Source organism: Vescimonas coprocola, assembly GCF_018408575.1.
Classification (GTDB): Bacteria; Bacillota; Clostridia; order Oscillospirales; family Oscillospiraceae; genus Vescimonas; species Vescimonas coprocola.
This window is the reverse complement of the sequence record NZ_AP023418.1, coordinates 1,226,440-1,252,144: the sequence shown is the minus strand read 5'-3', so window position 1 is coordinate 1,252,144 and position 25,705 is coordinate 1,226,440. Positions and strand designations below refer to the sequence as shown.

Annotated in this window: 27 protein-coding genes; 17 read left to right on the top strand and 10 right to left on the bottom strand. The window is 59.0% G+C overall.

Annotated features, from left to right (window positions below):
- Window positions 1-100: 100 nt before the first annotated feature.
- The 4 genes from KJS28_RS06150 to KJS28_RS06135 form a co-directional block, all read right to left on the bottom strand.
- Window positions 101-1,420, bottom strand: a complete 1,320-nt coding sequence (locus KJS28_RS06150) for an MATE family efflux transporter (RefSeq protein ID WP_213542172.1) — start codon at window positions 1,418-1,420, stop codon at window positions 101-103.
- Window positions 1,421-1,936: 516 nt separating this feature from the next.
- On the bottom strand, window positions 1,937-2,821 hold the full coding sequence (locus KJS28_RS06145) for a DMT family transporter (RefSeq protein ID WP_021859472.1): 885 nt from the start codon (window positions 2,819-2,821) through the stop codon (window positions 1,937-1,939).
- 42 nt (window positions 2,822-2,863) lie between these two features.
- A complete protein-coding gene (locus KJS28_RS06140; RefSeq protein ID WP_213542171.1) occupies window positions 2,864-4,405 on the bottom strand; it encodes an LCP family glycopolymer transferase in 1,542 nt (513 codons plus the stop codon).
- A 147-nt stretch (window positions 4,406-4,552) separates the two neighbouring features.
- Window positions 4,553-6,082 (bottom strand): LCP family protein, encoded by a 1,530-nt coding sequence (locus KJS28_RS06135; protein WP_213542170.1) that lies wholly within the window; start codon window positions 6,080-6,082, stop codon window positions 4,553-4,555.
- 302 nt (window positions 6,083-6,384) lie between these two features.
- Here KJS28_RS06135 and KJS28_RS06130 point away from each other — a divergent pair, with 302 nt between their 5' ends.
- From KJS28_RS06130 to KJS28_RS06120, 3 genes are all read left to right on the top strand, one after another.
- Window positions 6,385-7,302 carry a nucleotidyltransferase family protein gene (locus KJS28_RS06130; protein WP_021859475.1) on the top strand — a complete coding sequence of 306 codons (918 nt, stop codon included), beginning with the start codon at window positions 6,385-6,387 and terminating at the stop codon, window positions 7,300-7,302.
- Window positions 7,303-7,318: 16 nt separating this feature from the next.
- Window positions 7,319-8,185, top strand: a complete 867-nt coding sequence (locus KJS28_RS06125; RefSeq protein ID WP_213542169.1) for a M15 family metallopeptidase — start codon at window positions 7,319-7,321, stop codon at window positions 8,183-8,185.
- A 67-nt stretch (window positions 8,186-8,252) separates the two neighbouring features.
- Window positions 8,253-8,654: a GNAT family N-acetyltransferase gene (locus KJS28_RS06120; protein WP_213542168.1), complete on the top strand. Its 402-nt coding sequence runs from the start codon at window positions 8,253-8,255 to the stop codon at window positions 8,652-8,654.
- 63 nt (window positions 8,655-8,717) lie between these two features.
- On the opposite strand, the gene KJS28_RS12645 is transcribed toward KJS28_RS06120, so the two are convergent.
- Window positions 8,718-8,849, bottom strand: a complete 132-nt coding sequence (locus KJS28_RS12645; RefSeq protein ID WP_267873555.1) for a hypothetical protein — start codon at window positions 8,847-8,849, stop codon at window positions 8,718-8,720.
- A 306-nt stretch (window positions 8,850-9,155) separates the two neighbouring features.
- Between KJS28_RS12645 and infC the strand changes: the two genes are divergently transcribed.
- The 4 genes from infC to KJS28_RS06100 all read left to right on the top strand — a co-directional run bounded on the left by infC (window position 9,156) and on the right by KJS28_RS06100 (window position 11,764).
- Window positions 9,156-9,662, top strand: a complete 507-nt coding sequence (gene infC / locus KJS28_RS06115) for a translation initiation factor IF-3 (protein WP_021859479.1) — start codon at window positions 9,156-9,158, stop codon at window positions 9,660-9,662.
- A 52-nt stretch (window positions 9,663-9,714) separates the two neighbouring features.
- Window positions 9,715-9,912 carry a 50S ribosomal protein L35 gene (gene rpmI, locus KJS28_RS06110; RefSeq protein ID WP_021859480.1) on the top strand — a complete coding sequence of 66 codons (198 nt, stop codon included), beginning with the start codon at window positions 9,715-9,717 and terminating at the stop codon, window positions 9,910-9,912.
- 35 nt (window positions 9,913-9,947) lie between these two features.
- Complete coding sequence (gene rplT, locus KJS28_RS06105; RefSeq protein ID WP_021859481.1) at window positions 9,948-10,298, top strand: 50S ribosomal protein L20; 351 nt, start codon at window positions 9,948-9,950, stop codon at window positions 10,296-10,298.
- 119 nt (window positions 10,299-10,417) lie between these two features.
- Window positions 10,418-11,764: an oxygen-binding di-iron domain-containing protein gene (locus KJS28_RS06100; protein WP_213542167.1), complete on the top strand. Its 1,347-nt coding sequence runs from the start codon at window positions 10,418-10,420 to the stop codon at window positions 11,762-11,764.
- Between the two features lie 59 nt (window positions 11,765-11,823).
- On the opposite strand, the gene trmB is transcribed toward KJS28_RS06100, so the two are convergent.
- The gene (trmB, locus tag KJS28_RS06095; RefSeq protein ID WP_213542166.1) at window positions 11,824-12,522 is read right to left on the bottom strand and encodes a tRNA (guanosine(46)-N7)-methyltransferase TrmB; all 699 of its coding nucleotides are present in this window, start codon (window positions 12,520-12,522) and stop codon (window positions 11,824-11,826) included.
- Window positions 12,523-12,911: 389 nt separating this feature from the next.
- Between trmB and KJS28_RS06090 the strand changes: the two genes are divergently transcribed.
- The 5 genes from KJS28_RS06090 to acrA all read left to right on the top strand — a co-directional run bounded on the left by KJS28_RS06090 (window position 12,912) and on the right by acrA (window position 17,770).
- Window positions 12,912-13,691 carry an enoyl-CoA hydratase-related protein gene (locus KJS28_RS06090; protein ID WP_213542165.1) on the top strand — a complete coding sequence of 260 codons (780 nt, stop codon included), beginning with the start codon at window positions 12,912-12,914 and terminating at the stop codon, window positions 13,689-13,691.
- An 84-nt stretch (window positions 13,692-13,775) separates the two neighbouring features.
- The gene (locus KJS28_RS06085; protein WP_213542164.1) at window positions 13,776-14,612 is read left to right on the top strand and encodes a 3-hydroxyacyl-CoA dehydrogenase family protein; all 837 of its coding nucleotides are present in this window, start codon (window positions 13,776-13,778) and stop codon (window positions 14,610-14,612) included.
- Window positions 14,613-14,635: 23 nt separating this feature from the next.
- Complete coding sequence (locus KJS28_RS06080; RefSeq protein WP_021859486.1) at window positions 14,636-15,799, top strand: acyl-CoA dehydrogenase; 1,164 nt, start codon at window positions 14,636-14,638, stop codon at window positions 15,797-15,799.
- A 20-nt stretch (window positions 15,800-15,819) separates the two neighbouring features.
- A complete protein-coding gene (gene acrB / locus KJS28_RS06075) occupies window positions 15,820-16,620 on the top strand; it encodes an acryloyl-CoA reductase electron transfer subunit gamma (RefSeq protein WP_021859487.1) in 801 nt (266 codons plus the stop codon).
- A 16-nt stretch (window positions 16,621-16,636) separates the two neighbouring features.
- Window positions 16,637-17,770: an acryloyl-CoA reductase electron transfer subunit beta gene (acrA, locus tag KJS28_RS06070; protein ID WP_213542163.1), complete on the top strand. Its 1,134-nt coding sequence runs from the start codon at window positions 16,637-16,639 to the stop codon at window positions 17,768-17,770.
- Between the two features lie 72 nt (window positions 17,771-17,842).
- On the opposite strand, the gene KJS28_RS06065 is transcribed toward acrA, so the two are convergent.
- A complete protein-coding gene (locus KJS28_RS06065; RefSeq protein ID WP_213542162.1) occupies window positions 17,843-18,886 on the bottom strand; it encodes a hypothetical protein in 1,044 nt (347 codons plus the stop codon).
- Window positions 18,887-19,237: 351 nt separating this feature from the next.
- Between KJS28_RS06065 and KJS28_RS06060 the strand changes: the two genes are divergently transcribed.
- Entirely contained in the window at window positions 19,238-20,599 is a 1,362-nt protein-coding gene (locus KJS28_RS06060; protein WP_213542161.1) for an ArsB/NhaD family transporter, read from the top strand.
- A gap of 65 nt (window positions 20,600-20,664) precedes the next feature.
- On the opposite strand, the gene KJS28_RS06055 is transcribed toward KJS28_RS06060, so the two are convergent.
- Together KJS28_RS06055 and KJS28_RS06050 are read right to left on the bottom strand one after the other, a co-directional pair.
- Window positions 20,665-21,264, bottom strand: a complete 600-nt coding sequence (locus KJS28_RS06055) for a TIGR01440 family protein (RefSeq protein ID WP_213542160.1) — start codon at window positions 21,262-21,264, stop codon at window positions 20,665-20,667.
- Between the two features lie 116 nt (window positions 21,265-21,380).
- Window positions 21,381-21,887: an ECF transporter S component gene (locus KJS28_RS06050; protein ID WP_213542159.1), complete on the bottom strand. Its 507-nt coding sequence runs from the start codon at window positions 21,885-21,887 to the stop codon at window positions 21,381-21,383.
- A gap of 104 nt (window positions 21,888-21,991) precedes the next feature.
- Here KJS28_RS06050 and pdxR point away from each other — a divergent pair, with 104 nt between their 5' ends.
- The 4 genes from pdxR to KJS28_RS06030 all read left to right on the top strand — a co-directional run bounded on the left by pdxR (window position 21,992) and on the right by KJS28_RS06030 (window position 25,258).
- Window positions 21,992-23,389 carry a MocR-like pyridoxine biosynthesis transcription factor PdxR gene (pdxR, locus tag KJS28_RS06045; RefSeq protein ID WP_213542158.1) on the top strand — a complete coding sequence of 466 codons (1,398 nt, stop codon included), beginning with the start codon at window positions 21,992-21,994 and terminating at the stop codon, window positions 23,387-23,389.
- 2 nt (window positions 23,390-23,391) lie between these two features.
- A complete protein-coding gene (locus KJS28_RS06040) occupies window positions 23,392-23,895 on the top strand; it encodes a GreA/GreB family elongation factor (RefSeq protein ID WP_021859494.1) in 504 nt (167 codons plus the stop codon).
- Window positions 23,896-24,061: 166 nt separating this feature from the next.
- Complete coding sequence (locus tag KJS28_RS06035; protein WP_213542157.1) at window positions 24,062-24,676, top strand: zinc metalloprotease; 615 nt, start codon at window positions 24,062-24,064, stop codon at window positions 24,674-24,676.
- A 3-nt stretch (window positions 24,677-24,679) separates the two neighbouring features.
- Window positions 24,680-25,258 carry a hypothetical protein gene (locus KJS28_RS06030; protein ID WP_213542156.1) on the top strand — a complete coding sequence of 193 codons (579 nt, stop codon included), beginning with the start codon at window positions 24,680-24,682 and terminating at the stop codon, window positions 25,256-25,258.
- A 101-nt stretch (window positions 25,259-25,359) separates the two neighbouring features.
- Here KJS28_RS06030 and KJS28_RS06025 read toward each other — a convergent pair whose 3' ends face one another.
- Window positions 25,360-25,701, bottom strand: coding sequence for a histidine triad nucleotide-binding protein (locus tag KJS28_RS06025; protein ID WP_213542155.1), 342 nt, complete (start codon window positions 25,699-25,701; stop codon window positions 25,360-25,362).
- Between the last annotated feature and the right edge of the window lie 4 nt (window positions 25,702-25,705).

The window sequence follows — 25,705 nt, the reverse complement described above, 5'->3', positions numbered from 1 at the left end:
GTGCGGCGCTTCTGCAACCGGATTTACGCAGAAACGCCACACGTTGTAAGACGATTATAACAGATGGGGGGAAGCTTTTCAAATGTTTTTGCCGCTGCCCTTACGCCGTCGTATCCCGGCGGAAGCGGCGCATGAGGATCAATGCCATGGCAAAGCACAGAAGCTCCGAGCAGAGGGGGGCGAACCAGATGCTGCTGCCGCCCCAGAGCGCCGCCAGCAGGAGCAGCGCCCCGGCCTGCAGCACCAGTCCCCGGCCCATGGAGATGCACAGGGCGGAGCGGGGCCGCTCCACCGCCGTCAGGAAGCCGCCCATGAGGATGTTGAAGCCCACCAGCAGATACGATAGAGCGTATCGCCGCAGCGCCCCGGTGGAGGCGGCGTTCAGCAGAGGCTTCTCCGAGCCGAGGAAGATATGTACCAGCTGCGGGGCCAGCAGGAAAATACCGGCAAAGCAGACCGCCGTCATGATGGCTACGGTGATCAGGCCGTACCGCAGCAGCCGGCGGTACTTCTCCGAGTCCTTGCGGCCGTACTGGAAGCTCACCAGCGGCTGGGAGCCCTGAGACACACCCAGCATGATGTTCACCACCAGCGTATTGGTGTAGGCGATGATGGTATAGCTCACCAGCCCGTCGGTGCCGATGCAGCGGAGGATCACGTGATTGAAGAGGAAGATCATCACGCCATTGCACAGCTCCGTGACACCGTCCGCCAGGCCGATGGGGATCAGGCGGCGGTAGATGGAGCCCTCCGGACGGAAGCGTACCAGATGGAAGGTGGTGTGCTTGCCGAAGAAGTGGGTGATGTAGATGATGCAGGTCAGCAGCTGGCTCAGGCCTGTGGCGAAGGCGGCGCCCCATGCGCCCCAGTTCAGCACAAAGATGGCCACATAGTCCAGTACGCAGTTGGTGAGGCAGCCGATGCACACCGTGAGAATGGCCAGCATGGGCCGCCCGTCGGTCTTGACCAGGATCTCCAGATTATACGACACGATGAAGCAGATGGCAAAGGGAGCCAGCCCCCGCAGATACGACATGGTGTAGCCCAGCGTCTCCTCCTCTGCCCCCAGCAGCAGGGCAAAGGGCTCCAGAAAGACCAGCACCAGAGCGGTGATGGTCAGGCCGATGATCGCCAGCAGCACCAGATTCTGGGAGAACAGGCGGTTGGCGTGCTCCCGGTTGCCCTGCCCCAGATAGATGGAGAGGATGGTGCTGGTGCCTACGGCGAAGGTGACGGCGATGGAGAACATGACGTTGGTGAAGGGGACGGCCAGATTCACCGCCGCCATGGCGTAGTCCCCTACACCCTTGGCCACGAACAGGCCGTCCACGATGGAGTACAGGGAAAAAACCATGAGGGAGGCCACGGTGGCCGAGGAGAAGCGTAGAAACTGTGCCAGCAGACTGCGCTGATCTTGCATTTTCGATGAGATTCCTTTCCATTCAGCGGCGTACCGCATATATCCCGCCGAAGCGGGTGTACCGTCTATTATAGCCGAAATTTTCCTTTCGGTCAAGACGGGGGCGCCTACATCCCACAGCAGAATACGGCAAAATGTACAGGAGGTGCGGTGCGTCCATTGGAGATTTTGTGCGATGGGGACAGCGTCCTCCGTTCAGGAGGCGTAAAGGATGCGGCGGAGACGAAAAGAGGGACGCCCTGACGGGCGTCCCTCTCAAGACTGCCGAAAAACCCTTCGTTTTTTTCGGCAAAAGGATTGCAGTCTGCTGCGCGCATAATTTGTGTGCCATAGGCGCACAAATTCCACACTTGCAGCCTGAGAAGTATTTTCTCTCACGCACATGTCGCAAGAGAAAATGATTTTACTTCTTTGCCGCCTGCGGGCGGCAAACTCTGCGAGGCTTTTTTGATACACTGAAGAGGGACGCCCTGACGGGCGTCCCTCGATGTAGGAAAAAGTGAACAGCGAAGATACTCAGGAATCCGACTTCCCGGCGAAGATGACACCCAGCGTGATCAGGACGGCACCGATGATGCACATGAGGGAAATTTTCTCCCCCAGCAGCAGCCAGCCCGCCACCACAGTGACGAAAGGAGTGGCATAGAGGTAGTTGTTGGTGATGACCACGCCCAGCCGCTTGAAGGCAATGTTCCAGATGGCGAAGCACACGGCGTTGCCGAACACGCCCAAGAATAGCCAGCTCACCAGAATATTGGGCTGGGTGAACAGGGGCGTCAGGCTGGGCAGGCCGTCCGTCAGCAGCACCAGCGGCAGGGAGGTCAGGAAGGCCCACAGAAACACCCGGCGGGTCACAAGGAAGTTGTCGTAGCGCTCAGTATACTTCTTGACGAGGATGGAGTACACCGCCCACATGAGGGCGGCGGCCAGAGCCAGCAGGTCGCCCAAGGGGCTTAGATGGAAGGACAGGGTGCCGTTGAGCACCACCATCACCACGCCAGCGATGGCTACCACGGCGCCGATGTAGACCCACTTGCCCAGCTTCTCCCCCCTGCGGGAGAACAGCTGCGCCAAAATCACCGTTAGGATAGGGGACATGGATACCAGAATACTGACGTTGGCAGCGGAGGTATGGGCCGAGGCGGTATTCTGCAGGAAGAAGTAGAAGCTGCCGCCGGTGATGCCGATGAGGATGAACATCAGCTCATCCTTCCACGGGAGCTTCATGGTCTTGGGTCGCAGCGCCCACAGAGCCAGATACGCCAGCCCCATCCGCAGGGGGATGATCTGGGTGGGGGTATAGGCCGTCAGCATGACCTTGGTGAGCACGAAGCAGCTGCCCCACACCAGAGTAGTAAAGATGGCATACAGATGCCCCATGAGCTTTTGACGATTTGACATGATCCACACTCCTAACACACAAATGCTGCGCTGATGCAGCGCTTAATCTTCGGGGATGACGGGGGTCTGACCCGCCATGACTTGTGCAATGAGATCCTTGGCCACGTTCACCGTGTCATAGTCGGGCCACATGACCCACAGGGCCTGACCGGGCATGGAGTAGCACTCCTCCGTGCCGCCGTAGCCGGTGACGGAGTAGCTGGTGATGTTCCAGCCGGACATATCCGACAGCTGCATTTTTACCAGACTGCTGATGTCCTCATAGGGCATATTGGTGATCATGGTGTCCGCCACGGCATCCAGCACCTCGCCGTAGGTGGAGAGGATGGCGGGAGAGGTGGCCTTGTTGAAGATGGCCTTGATCATGGCCATCTGGTTGCGGCCACGCTGGTTGTCACCGTCAGAGAAGGAGTAGCGCTCCCGGCAGAAAGCCAGAGCCGCCTGCCCGTCCACGTTGTAGTTCATCCCCTCGGTGAAGGAGAAGTAGTCGTCATAGAGATTACCGTTCTTATCGGGGATCTGCATGACCTTGGTGGTGAAGGTCTGCTCGGAGTAGACGTCTACGCCGCCCAGAGCATCCACGATCTTGGTCAGGCCGTAGAAGTTGACACGGGCGTAGTACTGCGTTTCCACACCGTAGAGATCGTCCAGCACCCGCATGGACTCGTCGATGCCGTACATACCGGCGTGGGTCAGTTTATCCAGCTGGCCGTTGAAGCTCAGGGGCAGGAAGTAGTCACGGGGGGTATTTAGCAGCAGAATTTGCCGGGACTTGGGATTCACCACCGCCAAAATGTTCACGTCACTGAGGCTCTGGATGTTGACATCGGAGTTCCGGGCATCAATGCCGCTGCAATAGACCACGAAGGGCTCCACGGTGATGGACTCGTTGGGTACCACCGGGGCGACCTCCTTGGTGAAGTCGAACTGCTTGAGGATACGGGTGTAGTTGTCGAAATCCGTATAGCCCTCGGTCTGCTCCAGAATGGGCAGATAGCCGTCGTTAAGGATAATGGCGTCCACCTCGCCGTCATACAGAGCGTCCGCCAGCTGGGGCACAGAGGCGTAGGCCTTGGAGGTGGGATTCAGATCGGACAGGGTTTTGAGCACCTCGGCGGTGTTCTCCTGATCGGCGTTTTCCAGCACGCCGAAGGTATAGCCCACGGCATCCTCGATGGAGCTGGCCTCGTTGTCCTTCAGGACGATGATGTCGATGGTCTGCTTCTCCGCCATCTTGCCCACGATGCGGGTGACGGCACTTTTGAGACTGCCGCCGGCCACGGCGCCGTAGATCATTCCGGCGGACAGGATCACAGCCAGCACGCCGCAGCCGATCTTGGCGGCATGACCACCCTTGGAGGGGCGGCGGGGCAGCTGCACCACGGCGTGGCCGCTATTGAGGATCAGGATGCCCGCCATCAGCAGCAGCAGATATTTGTTGTCCAGCATATCCAGATTCAGGAGCTGGCCCAGCAGCACCAGACTGCACACCATCAGCAGTCCCAGCGCAATCAGGCCGAACCAGTCCATCCACGCCATACGGCGGCTGCCGGAGGTGTCGCTGTGCGTTTGTTTGGAAGTCATAGCATTTCTCCTTACTTCAGAGATGACGGCCCGCATGGTCTTATGACCGGCCGCAATCCCCTATTATATAGGATAGATAGTAGAATTACCAGAGATTTTTGCGAAAAAACCGGGGAAATATCAAATTTTCCGGAAAGACGGGGGAAATCAGCCATTGATGAGCTCCCGGATCATCCGGCGAGCGGCGGCGACGGAGCTCTCATCCGGCACCAGCACGCTGAGGGGGAAGCCGGTGGTGAAGCAGTCCTGCATATCCGTGGTGCCGGAGAGGGTGTAGGTGCTGATGTCCCAGTCCACCTTGTCCTCCAGCTGCAGCTTCACCAGCTTCAGGATATCCTGCTGGGGCATATTGGTCAGCACGGAGTCGGAGACGGCCTTCAGCACATCCTGATACCCGGAGAGAATGGCGGGGGAGGTGGCCTTGTCAATGATGGCCTGCAGCACCGCCATCTGGTTGCGGCCCCGCTGCACGTCGCCCTGAGCGAAGGCGGAGCGCTCACGGGAGAAGGCCAGAGCCTCCCGGCCGTTGAGGTGATTGACGCCCTCGGTGAAGGTAAAGGCCTCGTCGTGATAGCCACCGTCGCCGTTTTCGTTGGGCATCTCCATGGCGACGGTAGTGAAGTCCACCGGGGAGGTGACATCGATGCCGCCCAAGGCGTCCACGATATCCATAAGGCCGCTGAAATTCACACGGGCGTAGTAGTCGGCCTTCACCCCCAGTAAGGTGTTCAGGGCCTCGATGGGCTCGTCCATGCCCTTATCACTATATACGCTGAAATGGGTCAGCTTATCCATCTCTCCGTTGAAGGGCAGGGGCAGATAGTAGTCACGGGGGACATTCACCAGCAGAATTTTATGGGTGGAGGGGTTCACCACCGCCAGAATGTTGGCATCGCTGCGAGTGTTGAGCAGGGTATCGGAGATGCGCTCGTCGGTGCCGCTGCAATAGACCACGAAAGGCTGACGGGAGATGTTGGCATTCGGGGCGATGGTGTCGGACTCGTGTGTCACGTCGTATGTATAGATCTCACGGGTGCGGGACGTAAAATCCTTGTAACCGTCGGTCTGCTTCAGGGTGGAGACCATGCCTTTGCCCAGGATGACGGCGTCTACTTCCCGGTTGTACAGAGCGTCGGCCAGAGCCGTGGGAGTGTCGTAGGACTTGGTCTTGACCTGCCCCAGTCCCTCCTCCAGATGCGTCAGAAGGGCATCGGTGGTGTCGGTATCCGTCTGAGCCAGATAGCCGTAGGTATAGCCGAAGGTATCACCGATCTCCTGAGCGGAGTCGTTTTCCCGGACCCGCACCACCACGGTCTTGACGCTGCCGGTGCTGGACACACGGGAGAGAGTCTCCAGCACGGCGTTGGTGGCCACGGTGGCGTAGATCATGCCCGCCGACAGTACCAGCGCCACCAGGCCCAGAACAAGCTTCCAGAGCTTGTTGCGCCAGCGGGGCAGTTGGGTCACGGCGAAGAGAACGTTCAGTCCCGCCAGCACCGACAGCAGGAGCAGCGTCAGCTTCTGGGTCAGCACGCCGGTGGTCAGCAGCCGGGCCGCCAGAAAGCCGCTGGAGATCAGCAGCAGGAAGAAGGTGAGTATACCGAACCGATCCGCCCCGGTGCGGCGGCGGGGGGAACCGTAGCCGCCGTAGGAGCGGGAGGAATAATGTCTGGACATAGAGGAAAAACTCCTTTCCGAAAATCAGCAAGGCACGACAGGATAGCCTACCGGCCGAAGGCACATAGTCTCTCTATTATAAAGCGGCGGCGACAGGAAATCCAGTGTAAAAGGTTACAGATTTGTGAACTTTACGGCGAATGCGGCGGATGTGACAATTTTGTTATCCGGGGATTTCCCGGCGGAAACGGTTGAAGCGGCGGCGGGAGTGTGGTATAATCATCGAAGCGGCCACGGGCCGTTACAGAAAAATAAGCCGCCGCCCCTGCGGAATGGAGGCGGCGTATTTCAGGAGGATCACCATGAAGGCAGCACTGGTCATTATGGCGGCGGGACTGGGTTCCCGCTACGGTGGAAATAAACAGGTGGACGGCGTAGGACCTCAGGGGGAGATGCTGATGGAGTATTCCATCTACGATGCCGTTCGGGCGGGCTTTACCAAGGTGGTGTTCATCATCAAGCCCGATATGCGGGAGCTGATGGATCGCCTGTGGGGGGACCGCACACTCATAACAAAAACAGGAGAGCCGCTGGAGGTCTGCTACGCCATGCAGGACTTCACCAGCATCCCGGACTACTACACCATTCCGGCGGGCCGCACCAAGCCCTTCGGCACCGCCCATGCGGTGCTGTGCGCCCGGCCCTATCTCTCCGAGCCCTTCTGCGTCATCAACGCCGACGACTACTACGGCGTGGATGCCTACCGGGCCATGTATGAGGAGCTTCAGCGCCTGCCCCGGCAGGGACGGGCTACCATGGTGGGGTATCTGCTGAAAAACACCGTCAGCGCCAACGGCACCGTATCCCGTGGCGTGTGCCGGGTGGAGGACGGCTGGCTCCGTGGCATCCATGAGACGCTGAAGATCCAGCTGTTCCCGGACGGCTCCATCGCTGATGTGGCGGAGGGCCAGCACCGGGAGCTGGCGCCGGACACGGTGGTGTCCATGAACTTCTGGGGCTTCATGCCCTCCATCTTTCAGGAGCTGGAGGCCTACTTCGACCACTTCCTGCGCTGCGAGGCCGGGGACAACATCAAGGCGGAGTGCCTGCTGCCGGGCATGGTGGGAGACCTGCTGGAGCAGGGACGGCTGGAGGTATCCGTGCTGCACTCGGCAGACCGCTGGTTCGGCATGACGTACCACGAGGACCGGCAGGCGGTGGCGGCGGAGCTGCAGAAGCTCCACGCCGGCGGTGTGTATCCACCCACCCTGCGGGCCTGAGAGGGGAGAGCGACACATGAGCGACTATTACGATCAGACCCCGGAGCAGCGCCGTCAGCTGCGGGCGCAGCGGAATCGGCGGCGGCAGGCGCAGGTGCGTCGGCGGAAGCTGCTGCTGGGCCTGCTGGTGCTGGCGGTATTGGCTGTGGTGCTGATACTGGTGCTGCGGGGCTGCGGCAAGGATAAGGAACCGGCGCAGCCTACCCCCAGCGAGAATGTGGACAAGCCCGATACCCCAAACACTCCGGCGGAGCCTTCGGATAGAGAGCAGAACCAGAAGCCTGACGACCAGCAGAGCAACGGGGAGCAGGAGATCCCGTGGAATCTGACGCTGGTGAACCGGTGGAATCCCCTGCCGGAGGGCTGGACCGTGGACGAGGTGGAGCTCTCCAACGGCTGGGCGGTGGACAGCCGCTGCTACGACGCCCTCCAGCAGATGATGGACGCCTGCCGGGCGGAGGGGCTGCATCCCGTGGTGTGCTCGGCCTACCGGACGCAGGCCGTGCAGCAGAACATCTTCGACCAGATGAAGCAGTCCCTGTTGGATCAGGGGTACAGCGATGCCGACGCCGAGACGGAGGCGGGCCGTCAGGTGGCCGTTCCCGGCACCAGCGAGCATCAGCTGGGGCTGGCGGTGGATATCGTGGATCTGGATCACCAGCTGCTGGACGAGAGTCAGGAGCAGACGGCGGTGCAGCAGTGGCTTATGACCAACAGCTGGCGCTACGGCTTCATTCTGCGCTATCCCACCGCCAAGACGGAGACCACCGGCATCATCTATGAGCCGTGGCACTACCGCTATGTAGGACAGGAGGCCGCTGCGGAGATCTATCAGCAGGGTGTGTGCCTGGAGGAGTATATCGCCGCCAAATACGGTGCTTGACCGGAGGGAAGAGGAATGAGATTGAGAAAGTAAGCAGCTCACATTTATATAAAGGAGTTGCTGATGGATGCATATCGAGGAATATACCACTTATCAGGAGTCGGAGGTGCTGGCTCTGTATGGAAGCGTCGGATGGACGGCCTATACGGAGCAGCCGGAGGCGCTGCGCCGAGGCTTTGCCGGGTCGCTGCTGACATTGGCCGCCCGTGAGAACGGGACGCTGGTGGGGCTGCTGCGGGCTGTGGGTGACGGCTGTACCGTGGTGCTGGTACAGGACCTATTGGTGCGGCCGGATCACCAGCGGCGGGGAATCGGCACGGCGCTGATGCAGGCGGCGCTGGAGCGCTTCCGATCGGTGCGGCAGGTGCAGCTGCTGACGGACGACACGGAGAAAACCAAGGGGTTCTACCGGTCGCTGGGTCTGCTGACACTGCCGGAGCTGGGGTGCTGCGGCTTCATGCGCCCGTAAAACCACATGGGGGAGGGTGTCCTTGGACACCCTCCCCCATGCTTTGTCCTGTGTACCGGGCGGTCAGCGCCGGTTCTGGTTCTGCTGCTCCTGCTGATTCTGATTCTGGTTTTGATTCTGGTTCTGATTCTGCTTGTTCTGCTTCTGCTGATTCTGGTTCTGCTGATTCTGGTTCTGCTGATTTTTGCCGGACATCGAGGCACCTCCTTCCGTATCTGCGATACAGCTTCAGTTTGCCCGAAAACCGGCGGAGCATACATCCTCCCGTGAAAAATTTCCGGCGGCAGATAAAAAATCCGCTTGACAGGCGGTAGGAGCGATGGTATACTACTGGAGAAAACAAAGAAGGCAGGATGCATCCGCCTCACCTCCAGCAAAGGCAAAGAGGTCAACAGCGAGTATGGTGGCGGCCCGGAAGGGGCGCAGGCTTTGTTGTGCGGATGCAGCTTTGCATCCGTGTTTTTATTTTCTGAAGGAGGTGCTTCGGTTATTAGCAATGTAGTGCATCAACTCAACGAGGAGATCCGTGACAAGGAGATCCGCCTCATCGGTGAGACCGGTGAACAGCTGGGTATCATGTCCTCCGCCGACGCTCTGCACATTGCGGACGAGCGGGGGCTGGATCTGGTGAAGATCTCTCCCCAGGCGACCCCGCCGGTGTGCAAGCTCATGAACTACGGTAAATACCGGTTCGAGCAGAGCAAGCGGGAGAAGGAAGCCAGAAAGAACCAGCACGTGGTGGAGATCAAGGAGATCCGGATGTCTCCGGGCATTGACGTGGGGGATTTCAACACCAAACTGAAAAATGCCCAGAAGTTCCTGACGGAGGGGAACCGGGTGAAGGTCTCTGTTCGCTTCCGTGGCCGTGAGATGGCACATACCGAGATCGGCCGGGAGCTTCTGAAGAAGTTTGCCGAACAGTGCGCCGAGGTCGCCACCATGGATAAGGCCGCCAAGCTGGAGGGCCGGAATATGTCGATGTTCCTCTCTCCCAAGACCGGCAAGTAAACAAAAGTTCTGCTTGCCCCCGGCAAGAGAATAGATGGAAGGAGTAAAAATTATGCCTAAACTGAAGACTCACAGCGGCGCCAAGAAGCGCTTCAATCTGACGAAATCCGGCAAGGTCAAGAGAGCTCACGCTTTCAAGAGCCACATCCTCACCAAGAAGGACACCAAGCGTGGCCGTCGCCTGCGGTCCGGCACCTACGCCGACTGCACCAACGAGGCGACCATCCGCAAGATGATCCCCTACAAATAAGAGACGGAATCGTTAGAATAGGAGGCAATTAAGATATGGCACGTGTAAAAGGCGCTATGATGGCGCGTAAAAGAAGAAATAAGACGCTGAAGCTGGCCAAGGGCTACTGGGGCGCTAAGTCCAAGCACTTCAAGATGGCCAATGAGCAGGTCATGAAGTCTCTGACCTACGCCTATGTGGGCCGCCGCCTGAAGAAGCGGGACTTCCGTCAGCTGTGGATCACCCGCATCTCCGCCGCCTGCAAGATCAACGGCATGAACTACTCTACCTTCATGCACGGTCTGAAGGTGGCCGGCATCCAGATCAACCGCAAGATGCTCTCCGAGATGGCCATCTACGATGCCCCGGCGTTCGCCGCCCTGTGCGACATCGCCAAGAAGGCGTAACTGTCTTAAAAAGCACGTCGCATATGCGGCGTGCTTTTTCCTGTGGCAAAGGGCGGAAATATCTGGTATACTATCAGGGAAACACATCATCGATGGTACCAAGAGAAAGGAGCATTTCCATGTACTGCACGAGAAAGGTAAATGACGATTACACGTGGGTAGGCGCCGACGGGCGGCGGCTGGCCATGTTTGAGGGTGTGTTCGATGTACCCAACGGCATCTCCTTCAACAGCTATCTGCTGAGGGATGAAAAGACCGTGCTGTTTGACACGTCGGATGCGGCGGTGCGCCGCACCTTCCGGGAAAATCTCCTCCATGCGCTGGAGGGGCGGTCGCTGGACTACGTGGTGGTACACCACATGGAGCCGGATCACACGGCGGAGCTGGAGGAGCTGGTGCTGCGCTTCCCGGAGGTGCAGATCTATTGCAGCGCTATGGCCAAGACCATGATGACCCAGTTCTTCGGCCCCGGCTTTCAGGAGCGCATCCATGTGGTGAAGGAGGGGGATACCCTCTGCACCGGGCGGCACACGCTGCGCTTTATTGCGGCCCCCATGGTCCACTGGCCGGAGGTACTGATGACCTATGATGAGACGGATCGTCTGCTGCTGACGGCGGATGCCTTCGGCTGCTTCGGGGCCTTGAATGGCCGGCTGTTTGCCGATGAGGTGGACTTCGACCGGGATTATCTGGACGAGGCCCGGCGGTACTATACCAATATCGTGGGCAAATACGGCTCTCAGGTACAGGCGGTGCTGAAGAAGGCGGCAGAGCTGGACATCGCCATGCTGCTGCCCCTCCACGGCTTTGTGTGGCGGAAGGAGTTGGGGTATCTCCTGCACAAGTACGACCTCTGGAGCCGCTACGAGCCGGAGGAGCGGGGGGTGCTCATCGCCTATGCCTCCGTGTATGGCAACACGGAGAACGCCGCCAACATTCTGGCCTGCCGGCTGTCGGAGCGGGGTGTGAGGGTGCAGATGTTCGATACCTCCGTGACGCCTACCTCTTACATTCTGTCGGCAGCCTTCCGTTACAGCCATCTGGTGTTTGCTGCCACCACCTACAATGCCGGGGTGTTCATCACCATGGAGGAGCTGCTCCATGATATCGCTGCCCACGATCTCCAGAATCGACGGGTGGTGCTGCTGGAGAACGGTTCCTGGGCCCCGGCCAGCGGCAAGGGGATGCAGAAGATCCTCCAGCCTCTGAAGGGGTGGCAGCAGATGGAGGACACCTTTACCATCCGCTCCGCCCTGCGGGAGGATCAGACCATGCAGCTGGAGCGGCTGGCGGCCACGCTGGCGGCGGACGTACAGGCTGCGGCCCCGGCGGAGGAAAAGCCGGAGGGGCAGCACCGCTATGTGTGCAAGGTCTGCGGCTATGTATACGAGGGGGACTCCCTGCCGGAGGATTATAAATGCCCCCTGTGCGGCGCCGGTGCGGAGTATTTCAAGCAGGAGTCGTAAAGAGCGCTTTTCCCCATGAAAAAACAGCAGGATGGCCATGCCGTCCTGCTGTTTTTATATCATTCCTCGGAAGAAGCTTCCGCCGGAGCAGCCTCCGCAGGTTCCTCCTCCAGCTCCGTCCACGGCTCCATGGTAGCCACGCAGCGGTTGATGTTCTTCCCCAGCTCATAGAACTTGGCCTCGTAGTCCGTCATGACTCCCACGGGGCCGTTGGCGTGGAGGTCACGGGTCACCTCCGACAGGGCGAAGCCGTATTGGGGGATCTCCTCCACGGACCACTGGAACAGCTTGTCGTTGTCCGTCTTGAAGTGGATCTGCCCGCCCATAGGCAGCACCTGCCGGTAGCACTTGAGAAAATTGCCGTGGGTCAGACGGCGGCGCTTCTGGTTGCTCTTGGGCCACGGGTCGCAGAAGTTGATGTACAGCCGGTCCACCTCCGCCGGGGCAAACATATCCGGCAGCAGGGCGGCGTCCCCCACCACGAAGAATACGTTGTGCAGCCCCGCCGCCTGCGCCCGTTCCATGGCCACCACCATGGCGTCCGGTACCTTCTCCACGGCGATGAGCAGAACATCCGGCTCCGCTTGGGCCGTACCCACGGTGAAGCGCCCCTTGCCGCAGCCCAGTTCTACCCGCAGCTCACGGGCATCGGGCATCAGCTCCCGCCAGTGGCCCCGCATGGCGAAGGGGTCCTGTACCTGACAGGCCCGGCAGGCCTCCATCCGGGGCAGTAGATTCTTCTTTTTCCGCATACGCATGGTGTCGTTCCTCCTGAAAAACGCCGCATGGCGATGGTATCCGACTACCCAATATACCGGTTTTCCGGTGAAAAAGCAAGAGGGAACGCCGGAAAATCTCTCCCGGCAAGGGAGAGCCGCCGAAGCGACGTTTTCGTAGGACGGCGCATCGAAGAACAGGTGCGGCAAAAAGATGGAAAAGTACGCAAAAAATCCGACGAAATTTGTGACTTCCTCTAAAAAGCAAAAAGCCGGGTGAGAAGTGCTTGATAAATTTTAGACGAACGTCTATAATGGATAAGGTATATGAGAAGGCGCATTTTGCGGGTGAAACACCCCTGTAGAAAGCGCTTTTTCCCATGACGCTGCCGCTGCTTCGGCGGCGGCTGCCACAGTAAGGAGGAACCATTGTGACGAACGTACTGTTGGAGAAAAAAGGTCCATATGCCGTGGCCACCATCCACCGTCCGGAGGCGCTGAACGCCCTGAATTCTCAGGTGCTGGCGGATCTGGCGGAGTTGCTGGACACCGTGGAGGCCGACGAGGAGATCCGTGTACTGGTCATCACCGGCGCCGGGGAGAAAGCCTTCGTGGCGGGGGCCGACATCGGCGAGATGAGCACCCTCACCAAGGCCGAGGGCGAGGCCTTCGGCAAGAAGGGCAACGACGTATTCCGCCGGCTGGAGACGCTGCCCATCCCCACCATCGCCGCTGTCAACGGCTTTGCACTGGGCGGCGGCTGCGAGCTGAGCATGAGCTGCGACATTCGCATCTGCGCCGACACCGCCGTGTTCGGCCAGCCGGAGGCCGGTCTGGGCATCACCCCCGGCTTCGGCGGCACCCAGCGGCTGGCCCGTCTGGTTGGCCCCGGTATGGCCAAGCAGCTGATCTACACCGCCAAGAACATCAAGGCCGACGAGGCCCTGCGGATCGGGCTGGTGAACAGCGTCTATCCGGCGCAGGAGCTGCTGCCCGCAGCGGAGAAGCTGGCCGGGACCATCGCCAAGAACGCCCCCATCGCCGTGCGGGCCTGCAAGAAGGCCATCAATGACGGCCTGCAGGTGGACATGGATCGGGCCGTGACCATCGAGGAGAAGCTGTTCGGCAGCTGCTTCGAGACGGCGGACCAGAAGGAGGGCATGGGCGCTTTTCTGGAAAAGCGCAAGCACGAGCCCTACCAGAACCGGTAAAGCTCTGTCAGAACGTTGTTTTCCGGGCATAGCGCCCGGTGGGCAAACCAAGGACCCTATATATTCTAATTAGGAGGAATCATTATGAAGATCGCTGTTTTTGGTGCAGGTACTATGGGTAGCGGTATCGCTCAGGTGTTTGCCGGCAAGGGCCACACCGTCCTGCTGTATGCTTCCAGCACGGCCAGTGCGCAGCGCCACAAGGATAAGCTGGCTGCTTCTCTGAATAAGCGTGTGGCCAAGGGCAAGATGGCGCAGGAGGCCGCTGACGATCTGATGAGCCGTGTGCTGGTGGAGGAGTTCGAGGCCGCCGCTGACGCCGATCTGGTCATCGAGTGCGTGGCTGAGAACATGGCCGTGAAGAAGGAACTGCTGGGCCGTCTGGACGCTCTGTGCAAGGATGAGGCCATCTTTGCCTCCAACACCTCCTCTCTGTCCATCACCGAGATGGGTCAGGGCCTGAAGCACCATCTGATCGGTATGCACTTCTTTAACCCCGTGCCTGCCATGAAGCTGGTAGAGGTCATTGCCGGCGGCAATACCCCCGCTGAGCTGGTGGACTACATCAAGAACCTGTCCACCGAGATCGGCAAGACCCCCGTGGTGGTCAACGAGGCCCCCGGCTTTGTGGTCAACAAGATCCTTATCCCCTATTGCAACGAAGGCGTTTGCGTTCTGCAGGAGGGCGTTGCCTCTGCGGAAGATATCGATATTGCCATGCAGCTGGGCTGCAACCACCCCATGGGTCCCCTGCATCTGGGTGACCTCATCGGCTGGGACGTGGTGCTGAATATCATGGATGTGCTGTTCAACGAGACCCACGACAGCAAGTATCGTGCAAACGTATTGATTCGGAAGATGGTTCGCGCCGGCAAGTTGGGCATCAAGTCTGGCGAGGGCTTCTTTAAGTATACCAAGTAAAATTTCGTAAAGGAGAAAAGAGTATGGACTTCCATCTGACTAAGGAACAGCTGCTCGTTCGCAAGATGTACCGCGAATTTGCAGAGAACGAAGTGAAGCCCCTGGCCGCCGAGATCGACGAGGAAGAGCGTTTCCCCATGGAGACCGTCGAGAAGATGGCGAAGCTGGGCATGATGGGCATTTACTTCCCCAAGGAGTATGGCGGCGCCGGCGGCGACGTCCTCTCCTATGCCATGTGCGTGGAGGAGCTGGCCAAGGTCTGCGGCACCACTGCCGTTATCGTTTCCGCTCATACCTCTCTGTGCTGCGCTCCCATTTTCGAGCACGGCACCGAGGCTCAGAAGCAAAAGTATCTGCCTGACCTGCTGTCCGGCAAGAAGATCGGTGCTTTCGGCCTGACCGAGCCCGGCGCCGGTACCGACGCTCAGGGCCAGCAGACCACCGCTGTACTGGACGAGTCCGGCGAGAACTACATCCTCAACGGCTCCAAGTGCTTCATCACCAACGGCAACGTGGCTGATACCTTCGTCATCATCGCCGTCACCGGTAAGACCACCGACAAGCGTGGCCGTGCCATGAAGGAGATTTCCGCCTTCGTGGTGGAAAAGACCGACCCCGGCTTCACTCAGGGTAAGCACGAGAAGAAGATGGGTATCCGCGGCAGCTCCACCTGCGACCTGATTTTCGAGGACTGCGTCATCCCCAAGGATCGTATGCTGGGCAAGAAGGGCCAGGGCTTCAAGATCGCCATGCAGACTCTGGACGGCGGTCGTATCGGTATCGCCTCTCAGGCTCTGGGTCTGGGCGAGGGCGCCGTGGAGGAGGCCGTCAAGTACACCAAGGAGCGTGTCCAGTTCGGTAAGCGTATCTCCCAGTTCCAGAACACCCAGTTCCAGCTGGCCGAGATGCACACCCGGATGCAGGCTGCTCAGTTCCTGGTCTACTCCGCTGCCATGAAGAAGCAGAACCACGAGCCCTACTCCATGGATGCCGCCATGGCCAAGCTGTTCGCTGCCGATGCCGCTTCCGACGTGACCCGTCGTGCCGTGCAGCTGTTCGGCGGCTACGGCTACACCCGTGAGTATCCCGTGGAGCGCATGATGCGTGATGCCAAGATCACCGAGATCTATGAGGGCACTTCCGAGGTCCAGCGCATGGTCATCGCCAGCCATCTGGGCGTTAAGTAATTGAGGAGGTATAAGGCAAAATGAAAGTTATTGTTACTGTGAAGCAGGTTCCCGATACCTCCGGTAAGGTGGCTGTGAACCCCGATGGTACTCTGGACCGTGCGTCCATGCAGACCATCATCAACCCCGATGATATGAACGCCGTCGAGGCTGCTCTGGCCCTGAAGGACGAGCTGGGCTGCAAGGTCGTGGCCTTCACCATGGGTCCCCCTCCCGCCGAGGGTATGCTGCGTGAGCTGATGGCCATGGGCGTGGACGAGGGTGTCCTGATCACCGCCCGTGAGTTCGGCGGCTCCGATACTTACGCCACCTCCCAGATCATCGCCGCCGGCATCGACACCTACGGTGTGGATGAGGACGACGTCATTCTGGCTGGCCGTCAGGCCATCGATGGCGATACCGCTCAGGTCGGCCCCCAGATCGCTGAGAAGCTGCATCTGCCTCAGGTCACCTATGCCGGTGAGATCAAGAAGGAGGGCAACACCTTCATCGTCAAGCGTATGCTGGAGGATGGCTACATGACCGTCAAGGTCAACACCCCCTGCATGATCACCTGCATCAAGGAGCTGAATCAGCCCCGTTATCTGTCCGTTGGCGGCGCCTTCGAGGCTTACAGCAAGCCTCTGGTCACCATGACCTACGAGACGCTGAAGGATCACCCCCTGATCGATGCCACCACCATCGGTCTGAAGGGCTCCCCCACCAACATTCTCACCTCCTTTACGCCTCCTCAGAAGGGCGCCGGCATGATGCTTGAGGGCGCCGGCAAGGAGACCACCGACAAGCTGGCTGGCATTCTGGCCGCCAAGCATATCATCTAAGGAAGGAGATAAGAAAATGGCTTTTAATAGTGCTGATACCGCTGCCTTCAAAAACGTCTGGGTTTTCTGCGAGCAGCGTCAGGGCAAGATGATGCCCACTACCTTTGAACTGATCTCCGAGGGTCGGAAGCTGGCTGACGAACTGGGCGTTGAGCTGTGCGGCATTCTGCTGGGCGACAACGTGGACGGCATCGCCAAGGAGCTGGGCGGCTACGGTGCCGACAAGGTCTATGTCTACAACAGCCCCCTGCTGAAGGACTACACCACCGATGCCTACACCAAGGTCATCACCGATGCCGTGGAGGAGATCAAGCCCGAGATCCTGCTGTTCGGCGCTTCCAATATCGGCCGTGATCTGGCCCCCCGCTGCGCAGCTCGCCTGCACACCGGTCTGTGCGCCGACTGCACCCATCTGGACATCGATATGCCCATCTACAAGAACTTCCTGCGTGAGGCTTCCACGCTGGCTGAGGAGCGTATCGAGAAGCTGGGTACCGTGAAGATCAACGGTCAGGATCACGATGTCTCCCGTGACATCAAGATGACCCGTCCCGCTTTCGGCGGCCACCTGATGGCCTCCATCTTCTGCCCCCGCTTCCGCCCCGCCATGGCCACCGTGCGCCCCGGCGTTATGAAGAAGCGTGAGTTCTGCGCCGACTGCGCCGAGAAGGTTGAGATCCTGCATCCCGCTTTCGAGCTGTCTGCCAGCGACATCAAGACCGAGGTGGTGGAGACCGTCAAGGCTGCCAAGAAGCTGGTGGACCTGATCGGTGCCGACTTCATCGTGTCCGTGGGCCGTGGCATCAGCAAGGATGTCGAGGGCGGCATCAAGCTGGCTGAGGAGCTGGCTGAGGTCCTGGGCGGCGTCGTGGGCTCCTCCCGTGCCTGCGTGGACGCCGGCTGGATCACTGCTGACCATCAGGTCGGCCAGACCGGTAAGACCGTCCATCCCAAGGTCTATGTCGCCCTGGGTATCTCCGGCGCCATCCAGCACAAGGCTGGTATGCAGGACTCCGAGTGCATCATCGCCGTGAACAAGAACGAGAACGCTCCCATCTTCGAGGTGGCTGACTACGGTATCGTTGGTGACCTGTTCAAGGTCGTTCCCGAGCTGATCGAGTCCATCAAGGCTGCCAAGGCTGCTCAGTAATCGATCCCCTTTACGAATCAAGAAGGGCTGTCCCGCTGTGGGACAGCCCTTCTTTCATTGCTTGGATCATGGTCAGATGGTGATGTGCCAGTAAGTAACGGTATCCTCTATATCCATTTCCGCCAGATAACCACCTACTCCGTCAGAGCAGAATACCGTGGGCCAGTTTTGATAGGTGGCAAAGTCGTTGATCACAAGGGGATCGGTCTGCTGCGTATCTGGATAGAGGATATGGGCAGCAAAGGCATCGTCCACGTACATACAACTGCTGCCGCTTCCGGCCAGACGCCACAGGGACACTGCGGAATCGGCGGTGGCTACCTTTCCGTCGCTGATGCGGATCGTCACATAGGAAAATTTTTGAGTCTCCGGGTCACCCAAACCGCACACCATGTACTCGCCCGTTATGGCAAAGGTCGTGACCTGCTGCGAAAGCTCCTTCTGGTACAGAATACCGGATGCATTGCAAAGGAACGCCGTCCAGTAGGCGTCGTCATTGGTAGAGGCCAAAAAGGCGAATTGCGTACCATTGGTGCAAACGGTTACATCGGACATGGTGTAGTCGGTGAGGTTCAGCACGCTGGAAACGGCACTGCCGTCCACACGATATACGGATATGCCGGTATCCTCTGATTGCAGATACATGGGCTGACCGTTCAGGCAGAACAACGCAGGGACCTGATCATAGGAAGCGGCTTGACCGGAGGCGAGGGTGCTTTTCCCTGTGTCTGTGGAGCGGATCAGAGACCATTTGAGGCCGGAATCCACGGCTTCATAGTCCACGTACAGAACATCGGACCCGTCCAGAACGGCGGAGATGATATAGGCCGGGGAGGAAACGGGAAACTGCTTGGTGGTCCCGTCCGAATAGTTCCAGTAAAGCAGATAATCGGTATTATAAAGGGGGCCGGTCTGAGCCGTGTTGCGATGCCCGACAGCCAACAGGACACTGTTTTCCCCGCAGCACTGTATAAGGGTGGCGGCCTCATCCTCGGAAAGCTCCAATGGCGAGGTGAGCCGCTGCACCGTGGGGGCGGGAATCTGTTCCGGCGCCTTGGAGCAGGCGGAGAGGGGAATGGCGCATATCAGGAAGAGAAGAACGATAATTTTTTTCATGTGAGGGCCTCCTTTCTCAGTTGTGGCTACATTATATAAAAAACATTTATATTTGTCAACGGTTTTTGTGAAATACATATTCCATCACAATTAAACATAACGAAATTGTATGCAAAATTGCACAAGAGGGGCCGCCATGTGGGGCGGCCCCTCTCTTTTACCACGAAGCTCTCCAGCCCTTCGGTCATGCGGATGTGGAAGAACATGGAAAATGATAAAGAATCTGCAAAGAAATAAAAATTCATAATTTCATAACACTTCCATAGTGCTCCGGGGGTTGCAATTCCCGAAACGGAGTGCTACAATAGGCGTCGCTTGAAAGATAGAATCCTAAAAAGAGGCGAATTTCCTATGGTAGCTGAACTGGCAGCGTTGGTAATTTTTGTCATCATGTTCCTGCTGATCGTGCTGGACCGCATCCCCCGCCAGTGGGTGACGCTGGGCTGCGGCGCACTGATGCTGGTGCTGGTATTCGGCATCTGTATGCACGACGGCGGGGCCATCTGGGATACTCTGAACCTGTCCGCCTTCGGCCAGAGTACCTTCTGGTACGGCGCATCGGAGTCCTCCGGCGGCATCAACTGGTCCACCATCGTGTTCATTGCGGGCATGATGGTGATGGTGGAGGGCATGGGCCGTGTGGGTATCTTCCGCTGGCTGTGCCTGAAGCTGGCCAAGGCGGTTCATTACCGCACCGTGCCGCTGCTGGTGTGCTTCATGGTCATGGCAGCCGTGCTGTCCATGTTCATCGACAGCATCACCGTCATTCTGTTTCTGGCCGCCGTCACGGCGGAGCTGGGCCGCACCCTGCGCTTCGACCCGGTTCCCATGATCCTGGCGGAGATATTCTGTGCCAATCTGGGCGGCAGTGCCACCATGTGCGGCGATCCCCCCAACATCATCATCGGTACCTCGCTGGGTCTGACCTTCTTCGATTTCCTCACCAACACCGGGGTCATTGTGCTGATCTGTCTGGTGGCCACGGTGGTGTACTTCTACTTCTGCTTCCGCCGCATCCTGCGGGAGAGTGAGAGTCAGCGCCCCACGGATATCACCTATCCAGACGCCGCCTCCGCCATCACGGATCGGCGGGCCTTCATCGCCTGCGGCGCCGTGTTCCTGCTGGTGGTGGTGCTGCTGGTCACCCACGCACAGACGGAGCTGACGGTGGCCACCATCGGCTGCATCGCCGCCGTATTGATGGCGCTGGCCACCCTCTGCACCTCCGGAGGCCATGCGGCAGCGGGGCTGTTTGCCAAGGTGGACTACCGCACGCTGCTGTTCTTCATCGGCCTGTTCGTGGTGGTCAGCGGTTTGGAGGACACCGGCTGTCTGGATGTGCTGGCCGGCTGGATCAGCCGCATCAGCGGCGGACACGCCGCTGTGATGGTGGCCATCATCCTGTGGCTGTCAGCTGTGTGCAGCGCCTTTGTGGATAACATCCCCTTCTCCGCCACCATGGTGCCGGTGATCCAGTCCATGTCCCGGTCGCAGGGCGTGGACCTCTCCCTGCTGGCGTGGGCGCTGTCCATCGGCACGGATCTGGGCGGCAGTGCCACCCCCATCGGAGCCTCCGCCAATGTGGTGGGTACCTCCGTGGCCGCCAAGAACGGTCACCCGGTGACATGGGGTACCTACTGCAAGTACTGCGCCCCGGCCACGGTGCTGGTCATCACCATTGCCATGGTCTGCCTCTTCGTGCGTTATCTATAATATAATAGGTATTATAAAAGCATCCCCGGCCTGTTTTACAGACCGGGGATGCTTCATGATGCAAATCAAAACTCCGGATAGCCGTCCTTCAGATGCTCGTCGTAGATGGCACGCTCACCGCCGATGAACTTGGGCCGCACACGGGCCGCCAGCAGGATGGCGCTGCCGATATGGTTCTGGGGCAGGCGCACCGGCACCGCCACCTTCTTCAGGTGCATCCCGATGAGGGTACCGCCGATATCCAGACCGGCGTCGGCCCGGATCTCCTCCAGCGCCACCGGATGCCGGAAGTTCTGGTAGGCGGCGGTGGCGAAGGAACTGCCCGCCTTGGGTTGGGGCAGCACATTGACGATCTCCGCTCCCGGCACCGCCTCATGCTCCACGATCAGCGCACGGTTCAGGTGCTCGCAGCACTGGGCGGCGATGTAGACGCCCATGGGGGCAAACACGCTGTTGAGTCCGTCGAAAATGGCCTGTGCGATCTGGGGCGTGGACCAGCTGCCCACCTGATGCCCCACCACCTCGCTGGTGCTGCAGCCCACCACCACAATGTGGCCCCGCCGCAGCCGGGCTGCCTCCGCCAGCTGCCGTGCGGCGTCCGCCGCCTCCTGCCGCACCTGTTCCAGCAGGTCGGTGCGCTCTACCTCATGAATGATCCCAGCCATAGCTATCTTCCTTTCCTCGCATGAACGAAAAGCGGCGGATGATCGCTCCGCCGCTTTTCGCAAAAGCAATTCTGCACCTTCAGTGTACCACGTCCGGCGCCATTTTGCAACCGTTCTTACGCCAGCTTTTCCAGCGCCTTACTGCGCTTGAGTACCACCAGCAGCACCAGACCAATGACCATGCCCATAGCGCCCTGCACCAGATTGCCGGGGATGCTGGCCGCAGCGCCCCAGCCCTTGCCCAGCAGCAGGGAGGCGTAGCCGAAGTAGCCCACCACCATGATGACCTCGCTGACCACGGCGCTGATGACGTAGGAGGCCTTGCTCTCCTTCATGGCCTTGACGATGAGGGCCGCCACCAGAGCCATGCAGCCCTTGATAATCAGCGTGCCGGGCGCATAATGACCGTAGCCGCCCAGCAGGTCCACCAGCATGGAGCCGATGCCGCCTGCCGCAGCGCCCCACCACGGGCCGAGGATCCAGCCGCTCAGCAGCACGATGCAGTCGCCCAGATTCACATAGCCCTGCATGGGGGAGGGAATCTGTACGATGGAGGTGGCCACATAGGTCAGTGCGGCCATCAGGGCCGCCAGAACCAGTTTCTTGATGTTCGCATCTCTCATGGGAAAAATCTCCTTGCTTTTATGTACTGTCTGTATTATAGTAGAAATTGGTATTATTGAAATGCCCATATCGATATTATCGGATAATACCAGATGGAGGAGCCATGCTGACCTATCCCCTGAGCAAAGAGAGCGGCCGGAGCCTGTATGAGCAGTTATATGAGGGCATCCGCCGGGATATCCTGTCCGGGACGCTGCCGGCCCACCAGCGGCTGCCCTCCAAGCGGGCGCTGGCCCAGCATCTGGAGGTCAGCATCATCACCGTGCAGAATGCCTATGAGCAGCTGGCGGCGGAGGGCTACATCTACTCGCAGGAGAAGCGGGGCTACTACGTCAGCCCCGTGGAGCGCCCCTTACAGGCGGCGGCCCGGCAGCCTGCCCCGCTGCCGCCGGAGCCGGAGCAGAAGACCTATTTTCTGGACCTTGTGACCAATTCCATCGACCGGGCGTATTTCCCCTTTACCGTCTGGGCCCGCCTCATGCGGGAGACGCTGCTGGAGCGGGACAAGGCCCTGCTGCAGGCCGCCCCCTACAACGGGGCGGAGGAGCTGCGCCGGGCCATCAGCGACTATCTGCGCCAGTTCCGCGGCATGAACGTGGACAGCGGCCAGATCATCGTCGGCGCCGGTACGGAGTTTCTGTATTCGCTGCTGATCCAGCTGCTGGGCCGGGAGAAGTGCTACGCCGTGGAGGACCCCGGATACAGCAAAATTGCGGAAATTTACCGCAGCCATCAGGTGAATCTGCGGCAGGTGGGACTGGATGAAAAGGGCCTCTCCACCCGGCTTCTGCGCCGTCAGGAGGCGGACATCGTCCATCTTTCTCCCTCCCACCACTATCCCACGGGTATCGTCATGCCCATCGGACGGCGGCAGGAGCTGCTGCGCTGGGCGGAGGAGCAGGAGGGACGCTGGATACTGGAGGATGACTACGACAGCGAGTTCCGCTTCGTGGGCCGCCCCATCCCCACGTTGTTCTCCATCGACGAGGCCCAGCGGGTCATCTACCTGAACACCTTCTCCAAGACCATCGCCCCCTCCATCCGCATCAGCTACATGATCCTGCCGCCCCGACTCATGGAGGTCTATCGGGAGAAGCTGGGCTTTTACGCCTGCACGGTGTCGGGCTTCGAGCAGTATACTCTGGCCAAATTCATGGCGCAGGGCCGCTATGAGCAGCACCTGAGCCGCATGAAGGCCCGCTACCGCCAGAAGCGGGACGCCGTCATCGCCATGCTGCGCTCCAGCCCGCTGGCGGACCGGGTGGAGATCATGGAGCAGGACGCCGGTCTGCACTTTCTGGTGCGGCTGGATACCCGTCTGCCGGATGCGGCGCTGCGGAGCCGGGCGGCGGAGCAGGGGGTGCGTCTGGCGTTGCTGTCGGACTATTACAGCGTCCCGGAGACAGCGCCCCAGCATATCGTGGTGGTAAACTATTCCGGCATCGACCTGGAGCGTCTGCCGGAGGGACTGCGCCGTCTGGCGCAAGCTTGGGAGGAATAACGATGTACGATGAATTGACCCGTGGCGACGTGCAGAAGATGCAGGAGGAGATCGACTACCGGACGCAGGTGCTGCGTCCCAAGCTCATCGAGGACGTGCAGACGGCACGGGCCTTCGGTGACCTCAGTGAGAATTTCGAGTATAAGTGCGCCAAGCAGGAGAAGAATCGCAACGACAGTCGCATCCGCTACCTGCAGCGGATGATCAAGACCGCCCGCATCATCGACGACCGCTCCGGTCAGGACACGGCGGGCCTCTACGACACCGTGGAGATCTTCATGGAAAACACCGGCAAGAGCCGGAGGATCCAGCTGGTCACCACCCTGCGGCAGGATGCACTGAAGGGCCTCATCAGCAAGGAGTCCCCGGTAGGGAAGGCCGTGCTGGGCCGCCGGGCCGGGGACCGGGTACAGGTGGATATGGGCGGCGGCCGCAGCTACTGGATCACCATTCGTTCCATTGAAAAAGGCACTGACGACGGCTCCATCCCCATCGGCAGCTTCTAAAAATGTATCCAATATTGTCCTGTATACTTCTTTTGGATTTTATTCAGAATGCCACAAAACATGTCGTTATGCACATAAAATACATGAAATATCAGACAAAATGCATATTGATTTTGAACACAATAAAATATATAATGAAGATACAACTTAGAAAGGAGGATCCTAAATGAAATCTTTGCACAAATTCACTTCCCTCGCATTGCTCATGCTGTTTGTTAGTATGTTCTTTGTCGAAGACGCATTTGCGTGTAGCGGAGCATACTATGGATGGAAATGGGCAAACAACAAGAACGCAACAGGACTGACGGCAAAGATGTGTTCAAGAGATTTTTACTATAACTTGGATGCATCAAAGAGTATTTTTACTTGGAACAATATTTCGTCAAAAGTAAAAATCAGCCAGTACACTTTCTCAGGAGATTCGGATAACACAGGGGACATTAATTTCCATTCGGTTGAGTTGACGGGTACTACGATTGGGCGAGCACATTTGTATAAAAAGAATGTACTTGGAGGATATAGTGAAATTGATATTAGTTCCTCCAGCGCGCAAGTTGTTCAGGCTCGCATAGATTTAGACCCGTCACTCTTAGATGCGAGTAATTCCACGCAAAAAACAAAGACGGTAATTCATGAAACAGGACATGCGTTAGCTTTGATGCATCCACTTTTGAATAATTGTACAGCCCGTGCGGTGATGCAGCAATCCTCCAGTGGTTACGCAAATACAACGGTCAATCAGCATGACAAGAATAATTTGATTGCGAAATGGGGGTCTTGAGTGATGAAAAAGAGTCTCACGTTTTGTTTGCTTCTCCTTCTCCTGATCACTTGCACCGCCTGCGGCCAGCGCCAGACAGTACAGCGGATGGCGGCGGACCGCATCACACAGGCCGAGAGTGTTGCTCAGCTTCAGGAGGTCAGCGACCTCATTGTGGTGTTCACACCGGAGCGTCAGGAGAACATCCTGTCCTATTTCAGTGACGGCAATGTCTCCGGCGGCTATACGAGGACCACCGGCACGGTATCGCAGGTGCTGAAGGGGGAGCCCCCGGAGCAGCTGGTCATCACTGAGGAGTGCTATCTGGTGGACAATGTTCTCTGGACGCAGGGCGGCTACCTCCCCATGCAGGAGGGCGAGTCCTATCTGCTGTTCCTCACCGCCTACGACAGGGACTCCGTCTACGCCGGGATGTACTTCCCCACGGAACTGGAGAAGGGCAAGTATCCCCTGACGGACGAACCCCTTACCGCCTCCGACTCCGCTGATGCGTGGGAGGTATATGTGATCGAGGGAGACGACCTGCACGACTATCAGGACTGGTATCAGCAGATCACCGCCCTGTATCCGGAGCTGTTTTAACGACCCCAAGTCCTCTATATATGATAATGTAAAAGCCCATCCGGCCCGCATTCAGCGGGCCGGACGGGCTTTCTGAAATTCTACGCTGCTTCTCGGTGCTCTTAGCCTGGAGGCCAGGTCATATCCCGGCCGGACAGCACATGGAAGTGCAGGTGGTGGACGCTCTGCCCCGCCTGCTCCCCGATGTTGGATACCACCCGGTAGCTTTCCAGTCCCTTCTCCCGGCACAGTCTTGCGATGACCTCGAAGATGTGGGCCACCACGGCGCTGTTGCCGCCGTTCACCTCCGCCACGGAGGCGATGTGGGCCTTGGGGATCACCAGAAAATGGGTGGGCGCCTGAGGGGCGATGTCATAAAAGGCATAGCACAGCTCGTCCTCATACACCTTGTTGGAGGGGATCTCCCCACCGGCAATGGCGCAGAACAGGCAATCGTTTTTCATAGGA

What these genes read in the sequence shown, in the direction of transcription:
- KJS28_RS06150 (WP_213542172.1), bottom strand. Translation starts at nt 1,420, where the DNA reads ATGCAAGATCAGCGCAGTCTGCTGGCACAGTTTCTACGCTTCTCCTCG.
- KJS28_RS06145 (WP_021859472.1), bottom strand. Translation starts at nt 2,821, where the DNA reads ATGTCAAATCGTCAAAAGCTCATGGGGCATCTGTATGCCATCTTTACT.
- KJS28_RS06140 (WP_213542171.1), bottom strand. Translation starts at nt 4,405, where the DNA reads ATGACTTCCAAACAAACGCACAGCGACACCTCCGGCAGCCGCCGTATG.
- KJS28_RS06135 (WP_213542170.1), bottom strand. Translation starts at nt 6,082, where the DNA reads ATGTCCAGACATTATTCCTCCCGCTCCTACGGCGGCTACGGTTCCCCC.
- KJS28_RS06130 (WP_021859475.1), top strand. Translation starts at nt 6,385, where the DNA reads ATGAAGGCAGCACTGGTCATTATGGCGGCGGGACTGGGTTCCCGCTAC.
- KJS28_RS06125 (WP_213542169.1), top strand. Translation starts at nt 7,319, where the DNA reads ATGAGCGACTATTACGATCAGACCCCGGAGCAGCGCCGTCAGCTGCGG.
- KJS28_RS06120 (WP_213542168.1), top strand. Translation starts at nt 8,253, where the DNA reads ATGCATATCGAGGAATATACCACTTATCAGGAGTCGGAGGTGCTGGCT.
- KJS28_RS12645 (WP_267873555.1), bottom strand. Translation starts at nt 8,849, where the DNA reads ATGTCCGGCAAAAATCAGCAGAACCAGAATCAGCAGAACCAGAATCAG.
- rpmI (WP_021859480.1), top strand. Translation starts at nt 9,715, where the DNA reads ATGCCTAAACTGAAGACTCACAGCGGCGCCAAGAAGCGCTTCAATCTG.
- rplT (WP_021859481.1), top strand. Translation starts at nt 9,948, where the DNA reads ATGGCACGTGTAAAAGGCGCTATGATGGCGCGTAAAAGAAGAAATAAG.
- KJS28_RS06100 (WP_213542167.1), top strand. Translation starts at nt 10,418, where the DNA reads ATGTACTGCACGAGAAAGGTAAATGACGATTACACGTGGGTAGGCGCC.
- trmB (WP_213542166.1), bottom strand. Translation starts at nt 12,522, where the DNA reads ATGCGTATGCGGAAAAAGAAGAATCTACTGCCCCGGATGGAGGCCTGC.
- KJS28_RS06085 (WP_213542164.1), top strand. Translation starts at nt 13,776, where the DNA reads ATGAAGATCGCTGTTTTTGGTGCAGGTACTATGGGTAGCGGTATCGCT.
- KJS28_RS06080 (WP_021859486.1), top strand. Translation starts at nt 14,636, where the DNA reads ATGGACTTCCATCTGACTAAGGAACAGCTGCTCGTTCGCAAGATGTAC.
- acrB (WP_021859487.1), top strand. Translation starts at nt 15,820, where the DNA reads ATGAAAGTTATTGTTACTGTGAAGCAGGTTCCCGATACCTCCGGTAAG.
- acrA (WP_213542163.1), top strand. Translation starts at nt 16,637, where the DNA reads ATGGCTTTTAATAGTGCTGATACCGCTGCCTTCAAAAACGTCTGGGTT.
- KJS28_RS06065 (WP_213542162.1), bottom strand. Translation starts at nt 18,886, where the DNA reads ATGAAAAAAATTATCGTTCTTCTCTTCCTGATATGCGCCATTCCCCTC.
- KJS28_RS06060 (WP_213542161.1), top strand. Translation starts at nt 19,238, where the DNA reads ATGGTAGCTGAACTGGCAGCGTTGGTAATTTTTGTCATCATGTTCCTG.
- KJS28_RS06055 (WP_213542160.1), bottom strand. Translation starts at nt 21,264, where the DNA reads ATGGCTGGGATCATTCATGAGGTAGAGCGCACCGACCTGCTGGAACAG.
- KJS28_RS06050 (WP_213542159.1), bottom strand. Translation starts at nt 21,887, where the DNA reads ATGAGAGATGCGAACATCAAGAAACTGGTTCTGGCGGCCCTGATGGCC.
- pdxR (WP_213542158.1), top strand. Translation starts at nt 21,992, where the DNA reads ATGCTGACCTATCCCCTGAGCAAAGAGAGCGGCCGGAGCCTGTATGAG.
- KJS28_RS06040 (WP_021859494.1), top strand. Translation starts at nt 23,392, where the DNA reads ATGTACGATGAATTGACCCGTGGCGACGTGCAGAAGATGCAGGAGGAG.
- KJS28_RS06035 (WP_213542157.1), top strand. Translation starts at nt 24,062, where the DNA reads ATGAAATCTTTGCACAAATTCACTTCCCTCGCATTGCTCATGCTGTTT.
- KJS28_RS06030 (WP_213542156.1), top strand. Translation starts at nt 24,680, where the DNA reads ATGAAAAAGAGTCTCACGTTTTGTTTGCTTCTCCTTCTCCTGATCACT.
- KJS28_RS06025 (WP_213542155.1), bottom strand. Translation starts at nt 25,701, where the DNA reads ATGAAAAACGATTGCCTGTTCTGCGCCATTGCCGGTGGGGAGATCCCC.